Annotated in this window: 19 protein-coding genes and 1 pseudogene; 6 read left to right on the top strand and 14 right to left on the bottom strand. The window is 36.7% G+C overall.

Annotated features, from left to right (window positions below; all coding sequences use genetic code 11):
- Positions 1 to 29: 29 nt before the first annotated feature.
- Complete coding sequence (locus AABE15_RS00115; protein ID WP_408870229.1) at positions 30 to 1,469, bottom strand: MFS transporter; 1,440 nt, start codon at positions 1,467 to 1,469, stop codon at positions 30 to 32.
- A 490-nt stretch (positions 1,470 to 1,959) separates the two neighbouring features.
- Between AABE15_RS00115 and AABE15_RS00110 the strand changes: the two genes are divergently transcribed.
- The gene (locus tag AABE15_RS00110; protein ID WP_338329243.1) at positions 1,960 to 2,124 is read left to right on the top strand and encodes a hypothetical protein; all 165 of its coding nucleotides are present in this window, start codon (positions 1,960 to 1,962) and stop codon (positions 2,122 to 2,124) included.
- Between the two features lie 442 nt (positions 2,125 to 2,566).
- Complete coding sequence (locus AABE15_RS00105) at positions 2,567 to 2,737, top strand: hypothetical protein (RefSeq protein ID WP_338329242.1); 171 nt, start codon at positions 2,567 to 2,569, stop codon at positions 2,735 to 2,737.
- A gap of 1,594 nt (positions 2,738 to 4,331) precedes the next feature.
- Here AABE15_RS00105 and holA read toward each other — a convergent pair.
- The 12 genes from holA to AABE15_RS00045 all read right to left on the bottom strand — a co-directional run bounded on the left by holA (position 4,332) and on the right by AABE15_RS00045 (position 20,237).
- Positions 4,332 to 5,384 carry a DNA polymerase III subunit delta gene (gene holA / locus AABE15_RS00100; RefSeq protein ID WP_338329241.1) on the bottom strand — a complete coding sequence of 351 codons (1,053 nt, stop codon included), beginning with the start codon at positions 5,382 to 5,384 and terminating at the stop codon, positions 4,332 to 4,334.
- Between the two features lie 15 nt (positions 5,385 to 5,399).
- Positions 5,400 to 6,116, bottom strand: a complete 717-nt coding sequence (locus AABE15_RS00095) for a hypothetical protein (RefSeq protein ID WP_338329240.1) — start codon at positions 6,114 to 6,116, stop codon at positions 5,400 to 5,402.
- Positions 6,113 to 8,725 (bottom strand): leucine--tRNA ligase, encoded by a 2,613-nt coding sequence (gene leuS, locus AABE15_RS00090; protein WP_338329239.1) that lies wholly within the window; start codon positions 8,723 to 8,725, stop codon positions 6,113 to 6,115. Before leuS ends, AABE15_RS00095 begins: the two co-directional genes overlap by 4 nt.
- Before the next feature lie 26 nt (positions 8,726 to 8,751).
- Positions 8,752 to 9,246: a DUF3576 domain-containing protein gene (locus AABE15_RS00085; RefSeq protein WP_338329238.1), complete on the bottom strand. Its 495-nt coding sequence runs from the start codon at positions 9,244 to 9,246 to the stop codon at positions 8,752 to 8,754.
- A gap of 504 nt (positions 9,247 to 9,750) precedes the next feature.
- Positions 9,751 to 10,629, bottom strand: a complete 879-nt coding sequence (locus tag AABE15_RS00080; RefSeq protein WP_338329237.1) for a nickel insertion protein — start codon at positions 10,627 to 10,629, stop codon at positions 9,751 to 9,753.
- 127 nt (positions 10,630 to 10,756) lie between these two features.
- Positions 10,757 to 12,856: a hypothetical protein gene (locus tag AABE15_RS00075; protein ID WP_338329236.1), complete on the bottom strand. Its 2,100-nt coding sequence runs from the start codon at positions 12,854 to 12,856 to the stop codon at positions 10,757 to 10,759.
- A gap of 127 nt (positions 12,857 to 12,983) precedes the next feature.
- Positions 12,984 to 14,168 (bottom strand): DUF3142 domain-containing protein, encoded by a 1,185-nt coding sequence (locus AABE15_RS00070; protein WP_338329235.1) that lies wholly within the window; start codon positions 14,166 to 14,168, stop codon positions 12,984 to 12,986.
- Between the two features lie 579 nt (positions 14,169 to 14,747).
- Positions 14,748 to 15,170 (bottom strand): DUF1489 family protein, encoded by a 423-nt coding sequence (locus AABE15_RS00065; protein ID WP_338329234.1) that lies wholly within the window; start codon positions 15,168 to 15,170, stop codon positions 14,748 to 14,750.
- A 19-nt stretch (positions 15,171 to 15,189) separates the two neighbouring features.
- Complete coding sequence (gene hemW, locus AABE15_RS00060; protein WP_338329233.1) at positions 15,190 to 16,359, bottom strand: radical SAM family heme chaperone HemW; 1,170 nt, start codon at positions 16,357 to 16,359, stop codon at positions 15,190 to 15,192.
- A gap of 2 nt (positions 16,360 to 16,361) precedes the next feature.
- Positions 16,362 to 18,425, bottom strand: coding sequence for a potassium transporter Kup (locus AABE15_RS00055; protein WP_338329232.1), 2,064 nt, complete (start codon positions 18,423 to 18,425; stop codon positions 16,362 to 16,364).
- 298 nt (positions 18,426 to 18,723) lie between these two features.
- Entirely contained in the window at positions 18,724 to 19,407 is a 684-nt protein-coding gene (locus AABE15_RS00050; RefSeq protein WP_338329231.1) for a YggS family pyridoxal phosphate-dependent enzyme, read from the bottom strand.
- A 44-nt stretch (positions 19,408 to 19,451) separates the two neighbouring features.
- Entirely contained in the window at positions 19,452 to 20,237 is a 786-nt protein-coding gene (locus tag AABE15_RS00045) for a glycosyltransferase family 2 protein (protein WP_338329230.1), read from the bottom strand.
- Positions 20,238 to 20,376: 139 nt separating this feature from the next.
- Here AABE15_RS00045 and AABE15_RS00040 point away from each other — a divergent pair, with 139 nt between their 5' ends.
- From AABE15_RS00040 to AABE15_RS00025, 4 genes are all read left to right on the top strand, one after another.
- Entirely contained in the window at positions 20,377 to 21,642 is a 1,266-nt protein-coding gene (locus AABE15_RS00040; protein ID WP_338329229.1) for a transcription antitermination factor NusB, read from the top strand.
- A gap of 131 nt (positions 21,643 to 21,773) precedes the next feature.
- Complete coding sequence (gene rpe / locus AABE15_RS00035) at positions 21,774 to 22,439, top strand: ribulose-phosphate 3-epimerase (RefSeq protein ID WP_338329228.1); 666 nt, start codon at positions 21,774 to 21,776, stop codon at positions 22,437 to 22,439.
- A 36-nt stretch (positions 22,440 to 22,475) separates the two neighbouring features.
- Positions 22,476 to 24,329: a heparinase II/III family protein gene (locus tag AABE15_RS00030; RefSeq protein WP_338329227.1), complete on the top strand. Its 1,854-nt coding sequence runs from the start codon at positions 22,476 to 22,478 to the stop codon at positions 24,327 to 24,329.
- Between the two features lie 14 nt (positions 24,330 to 24,343).
- Positions 24,344 to 25,495, top strand: a complete 1,152-nt coding sequence (locus AABE15_RS00025; RefSeq protein ID WP_338329226.1) for a glycosyltransferase family 4 protein — start codon at positions 24,344 to 24,346, stop codon at positions 25,493 to 25,495.
- A gap of 66 nt (positions 25,496 to 25,561) precedes the next feature.
- Here AABE15_RS00025 and AABE15_RS00020 read toward each other — a convergent pair.
- Positions 25,562 to 25,993, bottom strand: a pseudogene (locus AABE15_RS00020) (amino acid permease); the annotation flags it as partial.

The raw sequence follows: 25,993 nt of genomic DNA, 5'->3' as shown, positions 1-25,993 counted from the left end.
TAATGACTTATTTAATTTATAATTTTTAACTACACGCGTACCGCATCAAGTTGAAGGTTGATGTCGGTGATATGTTTGTCTGAAATTGGATAAATTTGCATGATGATCATTGATACAATAGCTAAGGCAATGGGAATCCAAACGGCTGTCATTATGATTCCGTCAATTGCACGGGTGCTTTGTTGGGCAGCTGTTTCATTAAAGCCATACATGGCCAGTAACCACAGAGGTATTGCACCACCCATAGTAAAACCAATCTTAAAGAACAGGCCCATAATAGCATTGATGATGGCAGCATTTCGTTTGCCGGATTTTAATTCGCCATAGGCGATTATTTCAGGAACCAGCGCCCACATAAACCCAGTCGCTGAGGTTAAGCCCCATTGCTTAATAAATGTAGCGACGTAAGCCAGCCACAGCGCATCGTGCATGCCTGTACGTGACCAAAGATACGTTAATAGCTCACCGACAATAAACAAGGCGAGGAAAAAATGGAAAAAGCCTTTTTTACCAAAAATTTTCTTAAACTTAGGCCAAAAAATGGGGAAGGCAATGCCTGGAATAGAGGCGACAAGGCCGATAGCCCCCATCCATTCCGAATGGCCAACCACGTACTGATTAAAAAAGCCGTTAACCGTGTTCATGAAAAACATGAATGTAAAGGCTAGCATGAAAAACAATCCCAGAACGATTAGCGGCCCATTATTTTTGAGCTCTAGGAATAGATCTGTCGTTTTGACGTTAGCAGCCTGTTCTGCTGTCGCGACGACACGCTCTTTTGTAAATTTGTAACAGATAAAAAGTGCCGTGGCGCCGATGATCATATATACCGAGTAAACGCCGAACCAGGCGTAATTCGCTGATGGATCGGTATAGTTACCCATACCAAGCTTGATGCCAAAAAAACCTGTATCTTTAGGGCTGCGGTCTTTTGGCGAGGCCATTTGGACAAACATTGGGAACAGGGTATAGACAAGAAGGTTAGCGCTATTAGCCAGCATCATTCGCGTACTGGTCAGCTTATCAATCGATTCTGGATCCCTTGTCAGTGACGCATTGAGAGAACCATAAGGAATATTTACTAAGGAATAGACTAAATCGAGTGCCAAATAAATGATAAAGGCAAAAGGAATCGAACCTCGGACGCCAGGGATTGGGGCGAAAAGCAAAGCGGCAAGGATTACTAGGGGCACGCCAGCTCTTAAGAGCCAGGGGCGATATTTACCTGCTTTGAATGTTCTTTTATCAACATACGTTCCTACCATGGGATCCCAAAACACATTAATGATTCGGACGAAAAGAAAAATAAATCCTGCCGTTGCCGTACTGATGGTATTGACCGTCAACATGTAGAGGGCAAGAAAGCCACCGATGGTGCCAAAAACCAGGTTTTGTGCAAAGTCGCCCATTCCGTATCCAATACGTTCACCACGAGTTAATGTATGATATTCCTCATGGCGACTTTGCATTATGTTTTGACTCATTCAAAGCAAACTCCGGTTTTTGGTGTGTATGTAAAACACTTTTAGACATAAATCTTATCGAAGAATTGGTTACGTTTTTAAATTAAGTAATTATGTTTTTTAACTTCTATGATCATCGAGACAAGGATCAATCTTCATCCGACACCCCTTATGTTAACTGCATATCCTGACAGATAGGAGCTTCGACAAATCCGCCTTTTTATTTATTATCTCTCTCCTGCAAAAAATGTACTCTAGTAGACCTTTTCTTTGTTGAATATAGGGTATTAATAATTGCAAGATGGATCACATTTAAGTGTGTTTTCAATTGCCGAGTTAAATACCGTAACTGAGCAACCTGCGAAAAGAATATAGGATATATTACAGTTGTTACCTTTCGTTGCATAAATTTTGAGGTTCACTCTGCAAGCTTGTGTCGAGTGAAGGACTGGTAACGGTTTACTGATCTAACGCGATGAAGCCTCATGGAGACCAGATGCGAACTGGTTTAGCTTTTTTAGGCAAAAGAAAATCGTTTTTGCAATCAATGTTTTCTATTCATTGTGTAGATAAAACGATATGCGGTGGTGAAAAGCCACGAGGGGACACGATAACGTGGTCACTGTTTAGTATGTCAAAACAAGGGGCGGTAGAAAATTAACTGCTTATCGGTGTGTTGTTCATAGCGATGAATTATCTTGAGCAGTGTTAATCATGAGCTACTAATCATGGGAATAAAGTAACGATAATTGTGTAATCTCTCTATAATTGTACAAAATAAAAATTAAATTGTTTTTATGGTAGCGACATAGTCTACCTGTTCAGAATAGGTGTTATTGTTTGAATAAAATAAACTGACATTAGGATAATGATAACAATGACAAAAAAGTTTCCATTAACGATGGGTTAACGCCGTATTTTCTCCGATTACCTCTGTAATAACCCAAGAGTTTATTCAGGAATAGATCAACGCCATCATCGCCAGGCCGGTCGATAAAGCACTGGCCGAACGATAAGCGAAAATCGACATTGCCGCCGATAAAAAAATGACGTGATTGCCAATCCGCAAACTACCGCGGCCTCGCCAAATTTAGTCATTTTTTTTGGTTTCAAGTTCAGCGGTTATGCCCGTCATGGTGCCTATTTCCAGACTGGCGATTAGAAATACGTCGGTGTCGACGATTCTTATAATGGTGCCTTGGGAATTGGCCGTCTTGGCAATGAAAGTAACGGCGTATAATTCTAGATCAGTAAGGCGTTTAAAAGCGTCATAGGGCTATTAACGTTATGGTTTGATCACTGAAGCGATGAAATGAACCAAAAAAAAGCTTACGTCAGCGTTGCCAACGTGCTTGAATTCAACCCCAACGCTTAATCTGGGCCGGGCGCGATTCCCATCCGCGTCCACAACAGGGGAGCAACGACTATTTTAGATGGATCACAGTGGCCAGGGCTTTGGAGTGAAAAAATTTGATGTCGGCGGCGTATGGTTCGACGTGGCCATCGTTTCGTAAGTTAAATCCTGTAGCGCGGAAATAATGGCTGATGAGAGCAATCCGTTGCATATCGCTTGTACTAGCAGTTCCGATATGGCGATAACAACCACCACGTGGTGATCACCAAGACTGATAACATCAAGGCCGGCCCGATTGACGTTGAGGTGTAGGTTAATTATAGCTTTGAATTGAAAACGGTAGACAGCAACATGAGCATCGATGCCTAGCAGGGCGCATTGGTGCTGAGCCATATTAAAGACAGAAGAGCGAACAAAATTATCCCTGTACTGTACCGATAACGCGGACAACAGCGTCTACGACAAACCTGACAGCCTGACCACCATCTAAGCCAGCTTCGACGGCTGGAGCTTGGATCAATAGTTGGGTTCCAGCTGGATTAAGGTTGTACTGAAAAGGTTAAATTTTTTAGGATAATCAGCTGTCGCTTCAACCATGCTTAACTCCCTAAGCGGATCCAGGAGGGCATTGCTTAAGATGAATCCTCGTGTGCGCATCTGTGCGTTTGGAATAGGTTTATTAGGGGTGTCTTTATTAGTAAAACTGGCAGTAATTCATCTTTTTAGCTAAAATTCCTTACTATTTTGTTTTTATTCCCTCGTCGTTTAGCACGGCAGGTTATTTCGCGAATTTTTCTTTCTCCTGTAAGTTCTTTTTTAATGTATTTGCATAAAGAAGAGGTGAGGTATGCAGCTTATATAGTGTAACTATATAACGAGGGTTTTTCATTAATAACGGCAATATTTTGAACGGCTTGTATTATGACCAACCCGAATTTTTCTTCTTTTTGCCATTTAACAATATTTGAATTATCAAGTCCTAAAACGTTATTTGCTCAAATTAAAAGATACAAGTTATTCGAATCACAGAGCATATAGTTCTTTCTTAAATTCTTTCCCGTTTAATCCTTAAGTCACTAAACACACTATTCGCATTTCATTAACCATTCCTCCAATGTTATTCTTCATCTCATTATTATTAGGTGACATTGAATTAGATGGTATTGATGATCTTGAAATGCTTGATGGTGTCCACGGCGGGATTCGAACCCACGGCCCCAGGATTCATCTCACCACGATTTTCATCGCCGTTATGATACGCATAACGTTTGTAAGCTGGACTGTCTCTTTACCTTGGATTGGTATATCATCAATCGTTAGGTACCGCCCGTACAGTCTCTACACCTTCCTATAGCAGGCTTGGCTCGGGATTGGTATGGTTTAGTACCGAAACGTTCCCCGAATTTGAGCGGATCCACTTTATTGTTTCCACATAAAGCGCCCAATTATTTTTAGGAATCCTGTGCTCTATCCTGCTGAGCTACGTGGACACACGTTTTTCTTTTAACCTGACTTTATAAATTTGAAAAGAGTAACTCTTTATTTATATGATTTTTTTTGTGTAGTGCGTGACGGGTGATCGTCAAGATGAAATTCTGACAAAGCAACTCAGTAGGGATTGAAGATTGTTTGATTAAAAATTCTAATTTTTGCAGATGCGTCTGCATTTCCAGTAAGCCTTTAGATCTCCATAGGTTAAGTGCTTTTAAGAAATCTTCCTTTTGTCTAAAAAAAAGAGGTGGGCTTAGTTTGGTAATGGCAGCCATTTCTGTCATTCCATGCTCTACTAAAAGTCGTGCGCGAAGCAATCGATTGGTATAATATAATAGGTTTCGTACAATAACAATCATAGCGGTATTCTCGTATAAAGCTTTATGAAATGCTTTATCTGCGTTAAGCAATTGCCCACTCATGGTTGCGAGTGCAATATCCTCCACATTAAATTCTTTTTCATCGCCTATAGCTTGCTGGATATCTTCTAATGTAATGGTATTTTTTATACCGATATACAAAAGTAATTTTTCAATCTCGTTTTTAACAGAAGCTGTATCACTGTTTAATAAATTTAATAAATATAACTGTGCGTCTTGGCTGATATGTTTAGGATAAATTAACGTTTTTATAAGATCTGCTAAAGATTTTGGTGATTCTTTGTAGCAGGGCACACAGGCGATTAATTGGTTTTTTTCAGCGAATTGACGTAATGAAGAACGAGGAGAGAGAGTCTCAGCTTCTAAAACAAGAATAGTATCGGATGAAGAATCAAAAGAATCGTGTTTAAATAAGATTTCCAGTTCTTTAGTTAGGGCATCAGTGCTTTCTCTTATCCATACCACACGTTGACCGCCTACAAGGGATAAAGAATTAGCTTCTTCAAGAAAGCGATAATGGTTTTCTTTAGTTAAGATACTTACCAAAAAAGGATCATTGATCTGGCCAACAATTTTAGTAATTAATTTTTGAGCTAGATCTCTCACTAAACCTTGATTTTCTCCATAAAAAAGAAAAGCTCGGTAGGGTATATTTTCTTTCGTGACGTTATTTAAACTGCGGCCATCTAGTTTCAATTGCGTGTTACCTTTTTAATTTCCTGGCATGTCGTCGCTTTTCATATTGTCCATACCTACGGGTATCATGGTATTACGGCCTGTAGCCATAGCCGGCACACCATCCACACCAGCTTGTTGAGATTGGTTTCCATTTGTTCCAGGCGTCATACTTGGCAAAAGGTAAGATGGTTTAGGTGTGGTTGGATTTTTTGATTGGGTTTGATACGATTTATTATCACGGAACCAAGTTGCGACTTGCTGTACAACTTGATCCGCTAAATTTTGGGCTACTCTGGCTTGAGCGGTTTCATCATTGAGCGTTTGTGCAAAATATTGTTCATAAGTTACCGAATATCCATCGAGCGTTTGTACACTTCCTTGAGCTAGTGTAACAGGATGAGCAGAAATCGTTTTTAAAATCCAATGCGCAGTACCTGCCATTCTTGATCGGCCTGAACTATTGTCATAATGAATATCAATAGCTTCTTCGTTTAAACCAGGAGAAACATTAAGTTCGTAGGTTTTTGGATCTTCATTATCCGAACCGGCTAGGTTTTGTTGCAAATATTGACGCATAAGTTGGCCATACCGATCAGACATTACTGGTACATATATTTTTTTTAGTTCATCGTTTAGAGCTAGGTTTGTTGAATTCCCATAGAGTGGTCTAAAACCGCATCCTGATAAAACGAAAAGAAGGGTTAGACCTACAAAGCTAACACGATTTGCTATTAAAAATAAAAAATTCATCCTCTCACCACGAAATTAACGATTTTATTGGGTACGTGAATAATTTTAATAACCTGTCGGCCTTCTAAAAATTTTGCAACTGTTTTTTCTTCACGTGCCCGTTTAACAATCGTATCTTGTTCTGTGTCGGGTTTCACTTGAAGTGTACCTCTTAGCTTGCCATTAATCTGCACAGCAATCGTTATTTTAGAAGCAATTAAAAATTTCTCTTCAAATGTTGGCCAGGCGCTTTCAGCGACTAATTTTGAGTTTTGGCTAAGCAATGTGTTTAAATCTTCGGCAATATGAGGAATAATAGGTCCACACAATAAGACAAAATTTTGTGCTGCTTCACGACGTACGTAATCCATACCGATCTCATTTTTAAATTTTTCTGCTTCGGCTAGAGCATTAATTAATTCATGTAAACGCGCAATAGCAACGTTCATAGCAAACGCATCAAGGGCTTCGGTAACTGATGATATCGTAAGATGAACGGTACGTCTTAGATTACCGGCTGCTTCAGAAATGGTTGCAGTCAAAGGTGGGTTTGCTATGGTATCTTTAGCTATCTTGGTAATAATACGATAAAGACGTTGTAAAAATTTATAAGTAGCGATGACGCCTTCTTCTGTCCACTCCATGTCTCTTTCTGGAGGATTGTCAGATAAAATAAACCATCTTGCGGTATCTGCTCCAAATCGTTTAACAATAGCAGAAGGGGAAATGGTGTTTTTTTTCGATTTGGACATTTTTTCAATACGCCCAACAGAAATATTTTCATTTGTACCTTTTTTGACCAATCCCAAAGGGGTTTTTTCTATTTCTTCGGGGGATACCCATTCTCCTAAAGCATCTTTGTAACTTTCATGCATGACCATTCCTTGAGTAAACAGGGCCTTAAAAGGTTCATTTACGCTTACATGGCCAGCATCGTGCATGGCGCGTGTGAAAAAACGAGCATACAACAGATGTAATATTGCATGCTCAATTCCTCCAATATACTGATCAATAGGCAGCCAAAAATCGACTGCTGATTTATTCGTAGGAGCAGAATAGTGCGGAGAGGTAAAGCGAGCAAAGTACCATGAACTATCTACAAACGTATCGCATGTGTCTGTTTCTCTTACAGAGTCGGCTTGGCAGTGGGGGCAGGTTACATATTTCCACGTAGGATGGTTATCCAACGGATTACCCGATAATGTAAAATCAACATCTTCAGGTAAAATGACAGGAAGTTGGTTTTCTGGTACAGGTACAATTCCACAATTTGGGCAATGGATCACAGGTATGGGGCAGCCCCAATAACGCTGTCGAGAAATTCCCCAATCTCTTAAGCGCCAGTTAACAGTTTTTCTCCCTACTCCTATTTCTTCCAGGCGTTTGATAATTAGTTCTTTTGCCTGATGCGTTTCAAGTCCATTAAGAAAATGAGAATTTATTAAAATGCCCTTATTGGTAAAAGGAGAGTTAGAAACTGGATAAGTTTCGGGGTTTTCACCTTTCGGTATAATCACGGTATTAAAAGGAATATTATATTTAGTAGCAAAATCGAGATCTCTTTGGTCGCCAGAAGGACAGCCAAAAACAGCGCCTGTACCATATTCCATAAGAACGAAATTCGCGATCCAAACATCAAAATATTTGTTTTTTATAAAAGGGTGTAAAACACGAAGACCAGTTTTTATTCCCTTTTTTTCAGCTTTTTCGATTACTTCTTCGGAAGTGCCTAAACGGTGAGCTTCGGTGATAAATTCAGCAATCTGATTATTACTTGCCGCTAAGTAAGTGGATAAAGGATGATCAGGAGAAAGTGCTAGAAAAGCCATACCGAATAAAGTATCCGGCCTGGTCGTAAACACATCAATTGTTTTAAAATGCTCTGGAAGGTTTGTTGTAGAATTTTCTAATTGAAAGTGTACAGTTATTCCTTCCGAACGTCCTATCCAGCGTTCTTGCATAATTTTTACACGTTCTGGCCAGTGTTCAAGGGTTTTGAGACCTTGTAGCAAAGGTTCCGCGTATTGAGTAATTTTTAAAAACCATTGTGATAAAAGTTTTTTTTCAACAGGGGCTCCAGAACGCCACCCTTTTCCGTCAATAACTTGCTCATTGGCTAACACAGTTTGGTCAACAGGATCCCAATTCACAGAACTTTCACGTCTTTCGACTAACCCTACTTTCATAAAATCAAGAAATAATTTTTGTTGTTGTCCATAATATTGCGGTTGGCACGTTGCGAATTCTTTATCCCAGTTTAAGGAGAATCCAAGACGTTTTAAAGAAGCACGCATGGTTGCGATATTTTCCATGGTCCATTTTGCTGGTGAAATGCCACGAATTTTAGCTGCATTTTCAGCAGGAAGTCCAAAAGCATCCCATCCCATAGGATGTAAAACTTCGTATCCCTGGGCACGTTTGTAACGTGCGATTACGTCGCCAAGTGTATAATTACGCACATGCCCCATATGCAATTGCCCAGATGGATAAGGAAACATTTCCAACACGTAGTATTTTGGTTTTTTGGAATCGGGTAGGTCTGCTTGTTCAAATAAACGTCTTTTTTCCCATTCTTGTTGCCAATAGGGTTCGATGTAGTCAAAGCGATAGGTCATAGAAAGATTATTCATAAATTTTTAAATCAACATTGGTTAGATTATTTATTTTTGTCCGCACGGAGCTGTCTAGCGCGTACTTGAATTTTGCTAATTATATCAGAAGTGGTTTGTGAAGATACAGGTGCATCAACCCATCTACCATTGTCTTGAACTTGTCTGTGTACAACAACATTTATTGAATCTGAACGTAGACGTCTATCTAAAATAGCACATACAATTTGAAAGCGCTCGGGGTTTGAGGGAACGGGTTGATACCAATCGGTTACGATTGTTCCCCCCACCGCATCGGCTGAAAGGAAAGGCATAAAAGAAAGCGTATCGACAGAAGCTCGCCATAAATAGGCATTTACGCCACCTTGTAGATTATCATCGCCACCTGTGGCAGAACGATCAACGCCAACAAGGGGTTGGTCAGGAAAAAGAAGTTGATTCTTTTTTTTATCACTTGAGCATGCTGTTACGCTTATAGAGAGCGAACCTATCATAAGCAAGAGTCGAGTAAACGACAATGAAGACAAAATGTTGTGGGCCATATAGCCTTTCTCCATAATTGTCAAATCATTTGATCTGACCTTGAACGAACTGTAAATAAAAAGATAGTATGCTGATATAGGCCTTGTTATACAGCGTTTAATTTCTTTTTTAAATCTTTATTCACTTATTCTTTATTTCTCATAAGATAGATTGACTTTATCGTCTCACAAATTTGTTCATAAGGTAAATTAAATTGTTTGGATATTTTTTTACTTTTGTTATCATCTGGAGTAATAGAGATGATATCATTATTACTTAGTTTTTTAATCTCTAATTTTGTAAAACCCCAAGGGGTATTAACGCACTCATGTTGAGTGATTAAGTTTTCCAAAAATTCTTTTCGCCAATGTAATTGATGGGAAGGTAAATTTTGAATTAAAAATTGTTTAATTTCTTTGGATTGTTCAATCGTACTTGAAACAATGAGTTTTATAACTCGTGGGTTTAAAAATGATGTAACTGGTAGTGTATAAACAGTTCGTGCTTTTAATTTACGGAGTTTCTTATTTTAAATAATGTAAAATTTCATCCGTAGGATTCTCAATTTCGCTTTCAAATATAATTAGAGAATCGGTTGCAGATTGAGCAGTTTTGTCAGAAACATAGCCTACACATAAACGTAAAAAATTGGGTAGAGTGTCATATTCCATTCTTCCCCCTCCATAACCAATTCTGGAAATGCATAAAGGCGGACAAGGATCATAGTTAACCGTTAGTGTCTTTAATAATGCGGCACAAGTTGGGGTCAATAACTCTCTTTGTGGACCTCGTGCAAAAATAGGTGTTCTAAGTCCAAGTAATTCTAAAGTAGTGGGTGTAGGGATAGGTAATAAATTACAATTATATCTTGTTAGACCAGAACCAACATTTAAAGCGGAAGCATACCATTGGTCAATTTCGAGCCAACAGCAGCCTGTGCAACAAAGAGCAACGTTAATAATAGTATTTAATGCTCTAATTTTATGAAATGAGATTTCTTCTAATGGTAAGCCTCGTACTTTTGCTTCTGCTTGGGCAAGAAACGTAAAGGTTTGAATAATCATTGCTTTAATATTAGGAGCAAGAAAAGTGTCGTTAATTAACGCCTCGATCGTTCCTAAGCGTTGTGCGGGTTTATGATTTTGCTGCATTTGAACAGTAAAAGGGTAATCGTGTTGTTTGAAGTCTTTTTCACTTTTGAAATTTTCCTCGTTAAGACTAATAACGGCCTTAATTGTTGAAATACTGTTCCGGGAAACCCGAGTGAGGTTTAATCGTGCTCCAACATCCAATGCATCCACTGTGTCGTGAAAAAGCTGTTCTGGGACCCCTGCACTGATTAAAGCAGCAACAAATCGACTGCTACTCATGCCGGCAAAGCAGTCTAAAAAACCGATTTTCACTTTTATACCTTTTTAATTTTTAATAGAGAGAGCTTGACGTATCGGAGTGTTATCATTTTTGATATTAAATAAAATGCTGATAGAGTTACTTTTTTTAATTAACAATAATTATGGATAGTACTATTTTTTACATTCCACTGTAACGCTTTAGCTCATTAAGAGAAGATTTTATATTATCCCAAAAAAAAGTTAGTTTTAATTTAGTTATGGAAGCAAAATTTGGTTCAGGACACTGGTGACCAAAATTTTTTGCAAATTGAATGTATGCACCATTTTTAAGGTATAAATTATATAAAATTTGTGATGTGGCGAGAGCAAATTTTGCATCACTGACATGCCGAGACGAATTAGGCACAACTAATTTATTTTCTGTAAAAGGAAAAGATTCAAACATTGAACTTTGCTGCATCCAGCCATTTGCTTGACATAATATAGAAGCATAGGCTCGCGAGCGTTCAGGAATTAGGCTAGCAGCATAAAGGGCATAATCCACTGCGATATAACGGTAATGAAATCTTTTATTAGGGATAGGCCAAGAAACTCCCGTTCGTTTTTGTTCATCAGGAGTACTGAATTTGTAATTCTCGAGGGTATATTTAGGACCGTTTGGTTGACTAATACCGTAAGCAAATATTCCAGGGCTTTGATCGGGGTAACCATCTGTTCCAGTTAGTTCCATGCCATCCTTAAACATAAGTTTAGCAGCCTTCCAAGCGGCTATAGCACGATTGGTTGACCAAAAATCATGATACATTTCATGATATAAAGAGGCATATGTGTTTACTTTATTTTTGTTTTTACTATTCGTGAAATAGTTTTCAGCTTCTTTAAAACGTTTTTCTCTTATTAATCTCCTTGCAAGTAGATTCCTAAGCGCAAGAGAGCGATTTTCTAAGGTGTAATCATCGGTATATGCTAGTTTTTCTTCATAAGTTATATTTGAGGGAAATGTATGTTTATCTGTAAAAGACTTTAGTTCGTCGAGGGTTAAAACGTTTTCTGCTAGATAAACAATATCCCCCCAGTAAATATCTCGAATAGGCCATAGCTGTTCAAGTGCTTGAAGATAATCACCTTGCGCAAGGGTTAAGGTGGCATGTTCCCCTTGAATACGATCCCGCTCGTCTTGTTGTATAGTAGTGTCGTGCATTGTAGAAATAGCTTGGTGGTAATATTCTTGTGCCTTGGAGCGATTTCCTTTCATTACTGAAATTTTTGCTAAAACCCAAGCATCCAGTCCTTTTTTTTGTTTTTGCCAGTCTTGCCTGGCTAGGTGTTCAGCTGTGTCAATATCGTTATTTTGATAAGCAAAAGCGGCTAAGTTACTTAAATCGTCTTCAAAATTTATTTGTTCCGATAAAGCTTCTTTAAAAATAGATAAAATATTTTTCTTTCTTGCTGAAAAAAGGGTAAAGGGTTCATAGTCTTTATTAAGTATATAGGCAACAACAAGCTTGCGAATTAAAGGGGAAGTCAAGGATTGTTTAAGTAAAATTTTTGCGTTGGTATTATTAGGATCTGTGAGTCCATTTAAAACATTATATAAAGAACTATTTCCGGTCTGATCCCCAAGTAAAGCTTGTTTGGCATAAAAATTGATAGATCGCTCCAATTGTATAAGGCTGTCGGGTTTAATGGGCCCTATCTGCCAATGTATGGTTCCTTCCTTATCAAGTGATCGTGTACCTATTTGATCAAGAATAATGCCTGCAGCATCTCCTAAAGCAGATATTCCAAGATGCAAAGGATCTGGTGCACCTTGGGAAACTAGGTAACTGGTTAAGATAAAAGATTGTACTGAATCTTCAAGCCGATTAAGTTTTTTCTCAATGTGTCCTAACGTATACGTCGAACAGATTTTTTGTACAGGTGTACTGTTATAGGCAAGTTGAGCGAATTGGGTATAAGCTTCTGGCCATTGTTTATTTTGATAGAGTACTGCTGCTTGTTTGTAGGTATCATCGGATTGTGGGCATGTTTTAACGTTTTTTTTAGAAGGATCTAGAATATTGTTAGACGATAAAAAATGTTGTTTCTCGGTTTCGCTGATGGTTATAATTTGTTGTATTTGCTGATTAAAGCTGTATAGAGGAGGTAAATTTAATAAAGTGTTCTTGCGATTATTAAACAGTTGCCAGGGAAAATTCGGGCTACATGAAATAGCAATAACGGTCGATAATCCCAGTATAATCGTACTATAGACAGCAATGCTTATAAATCGTTTCATTAAAAAAACTTCTATAAATGTTCGAACAATAATTAATCTAAAGCATATATTTTAATGAGTAAATATTTGTTCATTTATAAAATAAACGTTTATTAACCATAGGATAAGTGTGAGTATAAAATATTTTTTAACATCGCATCCATCCTACCTGTAGTCGGGTATCGGTATTTAACAGGTAAGGGAAATTGGTAAGTATAAGCATAGCATTGTCATTATTATCGTTGGTTATGGTATATGGAAAAAACCCATCTCCAATTGAACAGGTAAGGTTAATTTTTTTAGGAAGAGATAAAGGCGTGTTCCCTGTGTTTAAAATTTCGATGGTGAATATATGCGCTAAATTTTTGTCTTTATTAAATAATATAATGTAGCTTGAGTATAATCTTTCTTTAGTTAATAAAGCTTTCCATGTTTTTAAACTCCAATTACGTTGATCATTACTGACGGGCAAACGGAACCAGATTAAACCTTTTAATTTTCTAGGCGTATTTAATTCAAGTTTAGCGACGAAACGACTTAATAATATAGGGTCACTGTAAAATTCATGTCCTGCATAGTTTAGAGCTGTTTTATTTTCTCCTGCAATGAACGCTAAGTTCCCTGATGGGAGCCAATTCACTTTTAGACCATAAGTGGGTAAAGCAATATAAAAGGGTTTTTTACTCAATCTATTCATTTGATTGATGTAAACTTGTGCTTTTTTCTCGTTAAATATCCCTTCTTTAGGATTCTCTATTGCGTGCAGCTGTAAAATAGGAGCTTCGGCTTGCTCAGTAAGCTGAGGGAATGAGGCTGAGTTTAGCCAATCTGGCAAAGCAGTGAAATAAAAACGAATATCGTTAGGGAGTTGACGTCGAAGCTCACGAATAAGAGTAACATAAGCCATCAATTTTAGACTAGGCCAATCAAGATCAAGCTCGATGGAATGAATATGAAATTCCTTAAATGCAGGCGAATTTTGTATCAAGTTTAACAATTCTTTTGAGGAAGGAAGAGGATGTAAACGATCGAAACGATAAACGGCTATTAGAGGGAGACTCGTTTTTTTTAATAATTTAAAATTAATGTTTGGATAACGAATGATACCTTCGGGTTCATATTCTCCAGCTAAAAAATGCCATGCTTCAATATAAGGAGAAGATTGTTTTATTGAGATATCTAATGTTTTAAGCCATTTTTTTTGCCAAATATACGCTTGCTGATGCACAGTTTTATTGTAGTGTGACGAAAAAGTTAAGCAGAAGATAAGTAAAAAGGTCCAAATTTGAATGAGTTTAAAAAAAAGGGTTTTTATTGCAGTTCGAATAAACATGTAAGGTTTTTTCTTTAAGGCTAAACAAGCATTCAAATTACTAGTTTTGGTAAAGTAACAATATGCTGCACGATTAAAATTTGAGGGTTTTTCGTTATTTTAATATGTCTAACTGTATAGTTTATTTCTAAAATGTTTAAATTGCATCTAATTGAAAGCGTTTTGTGTCGAATTGTAAGAAAAATTGCAATGACTTTGTGTTTGCCCATGTCTCATTGTGTTTGAATGGGCTAATTATTGTGTGGTGTTAACCTTAATCTAAATGGTTGGTATAAACAAAAGACCTTTATAAAATAAATTAGTAAAAGAATATTTATACGATGGTAAAAAATTTGGTATCGTTTGTTCAAATGTAAAACTTGCATCTTTTGTAATTTAAGCGCTCATAGATATTGGATAGTTTAGCGTGGGCAATTACATATTGAAAATATTTTATTGTGATGTAAAGCAAAGCTTTATTGGTATAGAGGGACTGATTTAAGTAATAAATCTCATATAACATAATGCTAAAAAATTAAGAGCTTTATGTTACTTGTACCTAAAAGTAGTTTCAGATTTTTACAATTGCTGATTAATAAGCTAAATGAGCCTAAGCTCTATTAGTGTTCTTTTTAAACTCTCTGGCATAGTGGGTAGAGAAATATTATGTAAAGTTTCGAGATCTTGAGGAGCTTGATCTGTTTTGAGATAACGCCATCCTTGAAAAGGTTTGCACGTTACGGAGTAGGTAAGAATAATTTCGGGTTCTAATATTATTTTAATACAAGCGCGACCATCTTGACGTGTACTGGGTATAAAATCATTGATGAGCTGTCGGCAGCATAGGACCCCTTTAATTACGCGATATAACGACCCTCCATTTAAAATATTTTTAATTTGCTTAGGGGGAGAACGTGTGAGCGTATAAGGGTAACCATTGTTTTCTAGGGCATAAGCTTTATTTATTTTTTTTAACTGTTCTATTGTGCTCACACCTACTGCGACTTTCATTATATTAAGCATAAAAACTTTCCATTTTAATCTATGATAATAATGAAGTTAAAATTGTGTTTAAGCACAATTTACCTTTTTGTGTTGTTTTAAGTGTTTTGCAATCCCAATAAAGATAATGTTCCTTAACCAAACTATTCAAGTTATGGATATTAACACAGTCTAAAATGTCCATCGTGCAGCGTTTTTGAAACCATTCTCTTTGAATACCTTCTTTTAATCTTAATCCCATAAGTAACATTTCGTAAGCTTTTTCTTGCGAAGATAAAGGTTCGTCTGAAACTAATCCGTGACCTTTTCGTAAGACGTTGTTAAACCATTCTTTAGGATTTCGATAGCATTCTGTAGCATGAAGTTCGTTGTTTATGTATATACGACCATGGGCACCAGGACCAATACCAATATAATCTTCATAATGCCAATACATTAAATTATGTTTACATTTTGAGTTTTTTTTGGCGTAATTAGAAATTTCATAAGCTTCTAAATTGTGTTGAGACATTATTTGATCGGTTAAAAGCATCATGTCGCGACTTGACTTTTCGCTTGGTAAGCGAAGTTGACCTTGTTGTAATTTTTTGGTAAATAAAGTTTGAGGTTCTATGGTTAATTGATAAAGAGATAAATGATCATCAGCAAGGGAAAGTGCGCGCTTTAATTCCTTTTCCCATTCACAAAGGTTTTGTCCCTCTCTCGCATAAATTAAATCGAAGGATGTTTTGTTAAACACATTTTTGGCAAGGGCTAATGCTTGTATTGCCTCGTAAACTGAGTGGGTTCTTCCTAATTTTTTTAGTGCTAAGGGATCTAAGCTCTGTATTCCTAGAGAGAGACGAGTAATTCCTGCGTGTTTGAAATCTTTAAATTTTTGAATTTCGACGCTGGTAGGATTAGCTTCCAACGTAACTTCAAGATGGTCGGAAAAAGATACATATTGATCAGCAAGTGAAATTATTTTTTCGACGGTTGTGACGTTCATTAGTGAAGGCGTGCCTCCACCAAAAAAAATAGATGTAAGCGTTCTTCCTTTTACATTTTTAAGGGCATTTTCAAGCTCGAGGCATAAGGCTTTTGCGTATAATTCCTGGGATATGGATAGGTTAACATAACTATTGAAATCGCAGTAAGGACATTTTGAAAGGCAAAAAGGCCAATGGACATACAGTGCTAAGCGCTGTTTACAATTCGATGTTTGAAACAATGTTAAATGGCTACTCTAACAGAAAGCTCGACGACTCTGTCAATGGGAATACGTAAAAAGTCGGTAACCGGGCTAGCATTTCGTGCCATGAACATAAATATAAGCATTCTCCATTTGCTCATTTTAGGGATAGGTGACATAACAAAGTGCTCCCTTGTTGTAAAATAAGAAGCTTGAAGAGGGTCAAAAAAATTCATTTGAGGTTGGGATTTAAGAAGCTCAAGCACACGAGGTAAATTGGGCATTTCCATAAAACCATAGCGCACAATAACTTGGTAAATATTGGGGGCTAATTGGCGCATAGCAATACGATGCCCTCTTTCAGCTTCAGGCTGTTTTAAATTTTCTATAGTTACAAAAAGTACATGCTCATGCAGAACTTTATTATGCCTAATATTATGTAAAAGAGAAGTGGGTATAGAGGTAGGATCTGGAGTCATAAAAATTGCAGTTCCTGGTACTCGAATAATTTTAGATTGTGGTAAGCGATGAAGAAAGGAAGCGATAGGCAAGGCACTTTGAGCACGTTTTCGAATTATGATTTCTCTTCCTTTGTTCCAAGTTGTCATCATAACAGTGAGAACGAGACCCAATAATAAAGGAACCCAGCCACCTTGAGGAATTTTAAGAGCATTAGCTGTAAAAAAGGAAATATCAATTAGGAAAAAAATACTAAATACGCTTATTACCTTATAGATAGGCCAATGGTATAAACGGTTGAATACAACGCAAGATAGTGTAGAGGTGCATAAAAATGTACCTGTTACTGCAATACCATAAGCAGCGGCAAGGGCTTCAGAAGATCTAAAGCTTAAAATAAGAATTAAAGAGCCAATCATCAAAGCGTGATTAACGTCGGGGACATAGATTTGTCCTTCTTCTCTAGCGTTGGTATGTAGGATACGTAGTCGTGGAAAGTATCCAAGTAATGTTAATTGTCTAGCGAGAGAAAATCCTCCAGAAATCCCAGCTTGGCTGGCAATAATGGTTGCGAAGGTTGATAAAATAACCAGAGGTATACTTAACCAATGTGGAGCAAGAAGAAAAAAAGGATTACTTAATGTACGAGGGTGCGTCAAAACAAGGGCGCCTTGACCCATATAGTTGAGGGTTAACGAAGGTAGAACAAAAAATAGCCATGAATAGCGTATGGGTTTACGTCCAAAATGTCCCATATCTGCATAAAGGGCTTCTGCTCCAGTTACTGCAAGAACAACAGAACCTAATGCTAAAAAGGCCATCCATTGATGGTGAAGGATGAAAGCAACTGCATAATACGGGGATAAGGACCATAAGATAAAAGGTTGTTTTATAACTTCTAATAATCCCAATATACCGATTGTACTAAACCAAAGAAGCATTATAGGTCCAAATATTTTACCAATCCGCTCTGTTCCTTTGCTTTGAACACTGAACAAGCCAAATAGAATAACTAACGCTAGGGGTATAATAAGTTCGCCGGTGTGTGGTAAAGAAACCTCAAGACCCTCAATGGCTGAAAGTATGGATATCGCTGGAGTAATCATGCCATCGCCAAAAAAAAGGCAAGTGCCTGCTATTCCTACAATGCCTAAAATTATTTTCCCTCTAGTCGTTTTAAAGCTACGTTGTGCAAGGGACATTAAAGCTAATATTCCGCCCTCATTATTATGGTCAGCCCTCATAACCAACGTAACGTATTTAATGGTAACTACAAGTATAAGTGACCAAAATATCAAACCTACAATACCAAAAACTTCCCAACGTTGTATGTTTGTATGATGATTTGAAACAACTATTATGCTCGAACGCAAAGCATAAATCGGGCTCGTGCCAATATCGCCGAAAACTACTCCTAACACCGTAAGCATGGCTGCAACGCTTAAAGGTCTTGGTTGGTGTTCAGGTTGGTCCGTGCCAAATTCTGTAATGGGACTCTCTTCATCAAGGGCTGGTAGCACAGTTATTAAGTCTTTTGATCTTATTGTATCGATAGAATTATCGTTGCTATTTACCGTATCTGGCTTATCACCAGAATTTGTTACCTCGCCATCTTTGATGTTTATCACGTCTGAAGAAGGGGTCATAGTCAGTTGGCTCCAATAGTGCACGGATTATATCTTAAGGCTGTTCACGGTTTTTGAAATTATAAATGTAGAGGCCACAGTAAGTTATGACAAATGAATCAAACAAACTCTTTTTGATATAATAATTAATTAACAGTTTCATAATAATTATTCGACGTTGTTAATAAATTTAATACCAGATAATTCAATGAATTAACGCTAAAAGCCAATTTTGCATTCAAGTTTCACAAAAAGTAAACTAAAGATAGAAAATTGGAATAGCATCGTATCTTTAAAAATAAAACGCTTTAAGTGAAATTTATTTTGAAATTTTATGAGCCTGTCTTTCACCAAAAATTGCTGATCCGATTCGTACAACGGTAGCCCCGTGAGCGATAGCTGTTTCAAAATCAGAAGACATACCCATTGAAATTTCTGGAAGATTATATCGTTCTGCAAAATTTCTCAATTTATCAAAATAGATCTCCGGTGGTTGATTAAGGGGAGGAATGCCCATTATTCCCTGAATTTGCTTATTAAATTTTCTTAAACACGCGCTAATAAATTCATCCGCTTTTTCTAATCTGACACCTGCTTTCTGTGGTTCATTTCCTACGTTGATTTGAATGTAAAAAATAGGCTTTAGTCCTGTTTTATCCATTGCTTTTTCTAGAGGAGCAAATAACGCAGTGCGATCAAGAGTTTCAATAACAGAAGCAAGTTTAACAGCGTCTAGTACTTTATTGGTTTGAAGGGGGCCAACAAAATGTAATGTTAACTCCGGATCGAGTAATTGAAGAGGGGCAAATTTAGTTTTAGCTTCTTGTATCCTATTTTCACCAAAAATTTTATGGCCAGCATGTATGACATCCTGAATTGACTCTTGACTATGAAATTTAGAAATAGCTATTAACTTAATATCATTTGGATGGCGACCTGATTTGATCGCTGATTTGGCGATTTTATCCAATATATAAGATAAATTTTGTTGTACAGAACTCATTGTTAGATACTAATATTTTTGTTTTATTATTGTGAATAAATAAATCATTTACTTTCCCACGGATGCGATCGCAAACAGGCTATAGTTGCATTTCTTTTAATGAATCTATTTTTCAAAAAACAATAAAAAAACCAATCTTTTAGAAAAAAAGGTGTATAAGCATAGAGTTTTCTCTCCAACATACTCCAGCTTACTTTCCCTCTGTTGATTCTTCTAGGTGAAGGCATACACCAATGTTTGTCAGAATGATAAATTTTACCTATTTTTAATATTCTATGTACGATTTCATGGTCTTCTAAAACGTAGGGCCATCGAGATGGATCAAATCCTCCTACTTTTTTTAGTGCTGATGTCCTAAAAGTTTGGGCATATCCCCCAGCATGACATTGTTTGCGGCGAAGTAAAGATTTAAATTTGATTTTACGACAACGTTGTCGGCTAATTTCGTTATTGTAGGGATGATAAATGTCGCATGCCATTACTGATACGTATTGAGGATAGTGTTCTAAAATGTAATTACAAAAGTATATATAATAAGGAGGATAGTATGTGTCTGCATCGACGGTAGCGACATAAGGAGTTTCGACCAGTTTAAGGGCTGTTTGCTGAGCATAAGTTTTTCCAGGTCTATTTTCATTAATAAATAATGTCTTAACGTGTGGATAATGGCCAAGTAATTCTTTAGCTCTTTGTTCAGATTTGTCGTTTGAAGCATTATTAACTAATATCAAGACAAAATCTTTGTAATGTTGTAAACAAAGTGATTCTAAAGTACCTTGAAGGAATTTTTCTTCATTATAATAGGGTAAGATAATGGACCATTGATTCATCGTTTATAGTTAATTTTCGTATATTAACAGTGCGTTGTTATTTTCACTAAACATATCTGTTGTAAGTTTTGATAACAAAATTTTATTTTTTGAATGAAATCTATAATCAAATGACTCAAATTTTTAAACAAAACCTAGCATGATACATACAACGAGAATAGATTTTCGTCAAATAGCATTCGACGTAGTAAATTTGGTGTTAGTGCGTGGCTTGACATTAGATATAGCCTTAGAAAAATTATTTTCAGAACAAATTGAACCGTGTGATCGGGCTGCAGCGTATCGTTTGGTCGTTTGTTTTTTCAGAAGAAAAGGTACGCTAGAAGCGATAATAAAACCTTTTTTAAATCACATTCCACCTAAGCCAGTCTTATGGATTTTATCTCTTGGTGCTGCGCAACTTTTATTTTTGGATACTCCCGCCCATGCCGTGATCAGTAGAACTGTGGAGTTGGCAAAAAATAAAAAATATCAAAAATTTGCTGGTCTCGTAAATGCAGTGCTTAGGAAAATCTCTGATTTTGGCACAGCTTGCCTTAAAGATTTGGATCAACCACGTTTGAATATACCAACATGGTTATGGCAGCAGTGGGAAAAGGCAAACTTTGATCCAAGGCTTATTGCCACTTCGTTGCTTACTGAACCTCCAATTGATTTAACAGTTAAACCCGATACGGTTCCACCTAAAGGAGGAAAGCAAATTTTTCAAAACAGTTATCGCTATCCTATGGGAACAAAAATTGTTGAGTTTCAAGAATATAATAAAGGAAATTTTTGGGTACAAGATAGTGCTGCCTCCTTACCTGCTACTTTATTACCCATTGCTAAAGGAGATAAAATAGCGGATTTATGCGCTGCTCCTGGGGGAAAAACAGCACAACTGATTTTAAAAGGTGGTCAAGTTACTGCAATTGACCAAGATCCAAACCGCGTTAAGCGGTTGAAAAAAAATTTGCAGCGGTTGCAATTGTCTGCTCAGATTATATGCTCAGATGCATCGACACTGACGTATCAAAATTTTTTTGATGGAATTCTTCTTGATGCCCCTTGTTCTGCGACAGGTATTCTTCGACGTCACCCTGATGTATTGCATCTTAAACGTCCTGAAGATATTCCTTTATTGGTTCTTCTACAAAAACGTTTGATTAAAGCTGCATTCAAGTATTTAAAAAAAGATGGTTGTTTGATTTATAGTGTTTGTTCTTTACAAGTACAAGAAGCCGAAGAGCAAGCGCGATATATCTCTCACTTGCCTTATGCATTGCCTATGCCATTTGAGGCTCAAGAAATACCTTTTTTTTCTAAATGTATTACAAAAGAAGGTTGGATACGTACGTTACCTTGGATGTATTCAGAAGAAGGAGGAATAGATGGTTTTTTTATTGCTCGTTTTAAAAAAAAGTAATTTTAACAACAAAATAGCGTTTGGCTATTAATTATTGAATAATTACATTATATATTAAGTTGACCGTTTAAATCGTTATTAGACATAAAAGTCACTTGAATTCTAATTATGATTTTATACATGGAGGACACATGCCAGCTTTATCAGTACCATTAATTGCCCCCAGTATTTTGTCGGCAGATTTTGCACGTTTAGGTGAGGAAGTTCGCTCAGTTGATGAACAGGGTGCAGATTGGATACATATGGATATTATGGATGGTCATTTCGTTCCAAACATGACATTTGGACCGGTTGTTATTCAGTCCCTTCGTCCTTATAGTCAGAAGAAATTTGATCTTCATTTAATGATTGAACCTGTTGATTTTTTTATAGAGGCTTTTGTTAAAGCAGGAGCGGATCAAATCTCATTCCATATTGAAGCGGGGCCGCATGCCCATCGTTCATTACAGATTATTAAATCTTTTAATGTCCGTGCTGGGATCGTATTGTGTCCTTCTACACCCGCAGTAGCTTTATCCGAAGTATTGGATTTGGTGGATATTATATTGGTTATGACGGTTAATCCGGGATTTGGTGGTCAAAAATTTATTGAAAGTCAGCTTCCTAAAATCAGCCAGTTACGGCAAATGGCAGACGCAACGGGCAGGGATATACGTATTGGTGTCGATGGAGGTGTATCGCCGGAAACAGCTCCATTGGCATTAAAAGCTGGTGCAGATGTGTTAATTGCTGGCACTTCTGTATTTGGTCAAAATAATTATAGAAACGCTATGAATTCGTTAAGAGGAACAAAATAAATTAATTTTTATTTTAGTTTAAGGGAGAAGAACAGGATGGCGTTAGGACGCATGTTAAAATCAATGCGGCTTTCAATGGCTCAATTGCCAATTGTAGGATATGGGCGGCTTCCATTGACTCCTGTTTATGTTTTAAGAGATTTATGGCCTGGTGATTCTATAAAAGGCATGACTTTAACCAAAGGGCATATAATCGTCCAAAACGAAACGATTTTTTTAAAACCTGGTGTATGGGGCAGCAATAGTAAAAATAAAGAAATTTTAAAATCAATTTATAATTTTTCATGGTTACGCGATTTAAGAGATTTGGGTACAGATAACGCGCGTTTATGTGCTCGCGCACTAATAAGTGATTGGATAAGTAATCCTCCTGATACACAGAATAAATGGGCTTTTAATCCACTAGATTTAGGTAATCGATTAACGCATTGGCTTGGAAATTATGATTTTTTTGCAGCTTCTGCAGATGATCGTTTTCGTAGTCAGTTCATGCAACGCGTTATGGTTGAAGGGAAATATGCTATAGCCATGCTTCCTTTAGCCATCAAAGGTTACTCTACATTTGCTTTGTTTAAGGGGATAATGGCAGTCATTTTGTGCCTTCCAGAGCAATTTAATGTGTTGCCTAAATTAACAAAATATTTAAAAGCTGAGCTGAAAAGTCAGTTTTTAAAAGATGGAGTGCATATTGAACGTAATCCCGAAACGCAGCTTATGGTGTTAAGGGATTTGGTTGAATTGAAAATGATGTATCAGATCGTTAATTTAAAGCCGCCAGAAGAGCTTGCAAATACAATGGATTTGGCAAGTCGTGCTTTGAGAGGATTGCGTCACGGTGATGGAAAACTAGCCTTGTTTAACGGTGCCACCGAGTCAAGTTTTGAGTATATTGAACGCGTTATCTCATTGGCAACATCAAAAAAAATTACCACGAATGATATGTCGACAGGGGGATATATCCGTTGTCTTTCTGATAAAGCAACATTATTGGTTGATGTCGGCAAACCAGTCTTGTTAACAGAAAAAAATAAACACGCTGGGTGTTTATCTATGGAATTTTCCTATGGTAAACAAAGAATTTTTGTAAATTGTGGAACGTCTTCTTTGAAAAAATGGCGTAATTTGCTTGGTTTAACAGCAGCACATTCCGTCCTTTCAATTGAGCATACGAATTCTATTGATTTTTCAGATACGGGAAATTTTAATAATTTTGAAGTCGTTTCTAAATATATTTATAAAAAAAATACACATTGCATTCAAATGGGACATAATGGCTGGCTTAGTCAATATGGAGCAATTTATCAAAGAATACTTTGCTTATCTAATGATGGAAAAGATTTAAGAGGAGAAGAAAGAATTGAAGCGGACAAAACATTAAATTTTACTATCCGTTTCCATCTACATTCATCGTTTAATGTAGAAGAAGATATTATACAATCTAAAGATGGACAGTTATCAAAAATTATTGTTTTAATGACTGGTGGCGACAATAGACAGGTATGGTGGTTTCGTTCTAAAGGAGCGGAGGCCTGTATTGAAGAAAGTGTTTATTTCGGCGATGGTTCTTATATGCCGACAAAACAAATCGTTTTAACGTTTCATTCCTCTGTTCTAGAAAAAAAAGACCAAAACGTAACGTCTTATCATGAAGATATTGACCTTATGAAGCAAAATCCTTCATCGATTCAATCTAAGGAAAATGAAGATTATGTGGCTATATTTCATAATCAAGGCGATGAGCAAAAAGTTGGGGAAGAAACTTTTCCTCGCAATCATAATGGCACAAATTATCAAACGAGTACAAACAAAAAAGAAAAGTCATTGAACGTTGATAGCCATGATTCTACGTTTGTACATGTCGTTAAATGGGCACTGCAAAAAAAAAATTAGTTTGATTAATTGTAATGAAAATTTTAGAAGTCACGAATGTTGATTTTTCTTTGTATCAGTTTTTGCGTCCTATTATGCGAGGGTTATCGGATCGCAATCACGAAGTAATTGGTGTTTGTTCTGATGGCCCATTAGTATCGAAAGCAAGACAAGAGGGTTTATCTGTTATAACTGTACCTTTTCAACGTTCTTATTCTTTGTTAGGACAGTTAAAAGCTTTTTGGGCAATATATCGGGTAATTAAAGAGCAAAACCCGGATATTGTCCATGCTCATATGCCTATTAGTGGTTTTTTAACACGTATTGCAGCATATTTGTGTGGAACCAACACTATTGCTTATACGTGTCATGGCTATTTGTTTAATCAGTCTGGTAAAGGAATAAAGTCTTTACTTAGACAAAGTTTATCGTTTTTTCTTGAATGGTTTAGTGGTCAGATTACCGATATTTATATGACTGTGTCTCAGCAAGAAGCTTTGGATGCTAAACGGTACCGAATTCATAAAAATCCTATCTATGTAGGGAATGGTCGTGATCCTCAAAAATTTTCACCCGATAAACAAATTAGAGCTGAAGTACGAAAATTTTTGCAAACAACAGAAGATTGTTGTGTATTCTTGATTGCCTCTCGTTTTGTTATTCATAAGGGATATATTGAATTATTAGCAGCATTTATTGCTTTATCAAAAGGCTCTTTTAATATCCAGCTTTGGATAGTAGGTAATAGGCTTGAATCGGATCATGGTAAGGATTTACAATCTATTTTTAATGATGCACAGCTCAAACTAGGTAGCAAGTTAAAAATTTTGGGTTATCGTGGTGATGTTGATCAATTGATGAAGGCTGCTGATATCTTCATTTTGCCCAGTCATTTTGAAGGGTTGCCTATGTCAATTATCGAGGCAATGTTATCGGCTTTGCCGGTTATTAGTACCCAGATAAAAGGTCCACAAGAGCAAGTAGTTCAAGGGAAAACAGGTTTGTTGGTCCCACCCAAATCTTGTACATGTTTAGTAAAAGCTATGATTTGGATGGTAACTCATTTTGTTGAAAGACGACAAATGGGGGTAAATGGACGTGCACGTGCCTTAGAGTTTTTTACTGAAAAAAAACAAATAAAGAAAATATGTGATCAATTGCTTTCGGTTGAGAATTCACTTGTTTAGCTTTTACTAGGTTTTAGAAATTATAAAGATTTAATCTCTGTAATGGTTTATTTGGTAAATTAGATTTTAATCGGAAAGCAAGGAGTGTTTTCGACCATAACTATAATAACCAAAAAAACCTACTAAACTGTAGCTTACTAAAAGTATCATAGGGATTGGATTTCGATTAAACACAGAATAAACCATATCCGCTAATAAAGGTAAAATCATAGTTAAACAACATAAAATACCTAGTAAAGGAACATAACCTATCCAAATTTTTTTGAACGTAAACCCACCAAAAGGTACTTTGAAAGGTCTATGTATTTCAGGATGAACGTTGCGTTGCCAAATAACGGTAAAACAAACAATCCCAAATGCTAACGCTGTACCTAAACTAACCAAGTCGCTGACAATATCAATGGGTAAAAAAGCAGTAGCCAAAGAAACGCATATTCCTAGAATTAAGGTGCCTAACCAAGGTGTTTTATATTTAGGGTGTAGTCTGTAAAAAGCTGG

This window comes from Commensalibacter sp. Nvir (genome assembly GCF_963921845.1).
Taxonomy (GTDB): Bacteria; Pseudomonadota; Alphaproteobacteria; order Acetobacterales; family Acetobacteraceae; genus Commensalibacter.
The sequence above is the reverse complement of the archived record's forward strand: the minus strand, read 5'-3'. Positions and strand labels throughout refer to the sequence as shown.

What these genes read in the sequence shown, in the direction of transcription:
- AABE15_RS00050 (WP_338329231.1), bottom strand. Translation starts at nt 19,407, where the DNA reads ATGAGTTCTGTACAACAAAATTTATCTTATATATTGGATAAAATCGCC.
- AABE15_RS00115 (WP_408870229.1), bottom strand. Translation starts at nt 1,469, where the DNA reads ATGCAAAGTCGCCATGAGGAATATCATACATTAACTCGTGGTGAACGT.
- AABE15_RS00110 (WP_338329243.1), top strand. Translation starts at nt 1,960, where the DNA reads ATGCGAACTGGTTTAGCTTTTTTAGGCAAAAGAAAATCGTTTTTGCAA.
- AABE15_RS00085 (WP_338329238.1), bottom strand. Translation starts at nt 9,246, where the DNA reads ATGGCCCACAACATTTTGTCTTCATTGTCGTTTACTCGACTCTTGCTT.
- AABE15_RS00025 (WP_338329226.1), top strand. Translation starts at nt 24,344, where the DNA reads ATGAAAATTTTAGAAGTCACGAATGTTGATTTTTCTTTGTATCAGTTT.
- AABE15_RS00045 (WP_338329230.1), bottom strand. Translation starts at nt 20,237, where the DNA reads ATGAATCAATGGTCCATTATCTTACCCTATTATAATGAAGAAAAATTC.
- AABE15_RS00070 (WP_338329235.1), bottom strand. Translation starts at nt 14,168, where the DNA reads ATGTTTATTCGAACTGCAATAAAAACCCTTTTTTTTAAACTCATTCAA.
- AABE15_RS00040 (WP_338329229.1), top strand. Translation starts at nt 20,377, where the DNA reads ATGATACATACAACGAGAATAGATTTTCGTCAAATAGCATTCGACGTA.
- AABE15_RS00095 (WP_338329240.1), bottom strand. Translation starts at nt 6,116, where the DNA reads ATGAATTTTTTATTTTTAATAGCAAATCGTGTTAGCTTTGTAGGTCTA.
- AABE15_RS00065 (WP_338329234.1), bottom strand. Translation starts at nt 15,170, where the DNA reads ATGCTTAATATAATGAAAGTCGCAGTAGGTGTGAGCACAATAGAACAG.
- leuS (WP_338329239.1), bottom strand. Translation starts at nt 8,725, where the DNA reads ATGAATAATCTTTCTATGACCTATCGCTTTGACTACATCGAACCCTAT.
- AABE15_RS00055 (WP_338329232.1), bottom strand. Translation starts at nt 18,425, where the DNA reads ATGACCCCTTCTTCAGACGTGATAAACATCAAAGATGGCGAGGTAACA.
- rpe (WP_338329228.1), top strand. Translation starts at nt 21,774, where the DNA reads ATGCCAGCTTTATCAGTACCATTAATTGCCCCCAGTATTTTGTCGGCA.
- AABE15_RS00030 (WP_338329227.1), top strand. Translation starts at nt 22,476, where the DNA reads ATGGCGTTAGGACGCATGTTAAAATCAATGCGGCTTTCAATGGCTCAA.
- AABE15_RS00075 (WP_338329236.1), bottom strand. Translation starts at nt 12,856, where the DNA reads ATGAAACGATTTATAAGCATTGCTGTCTATAGTACGATTATACTGGGA.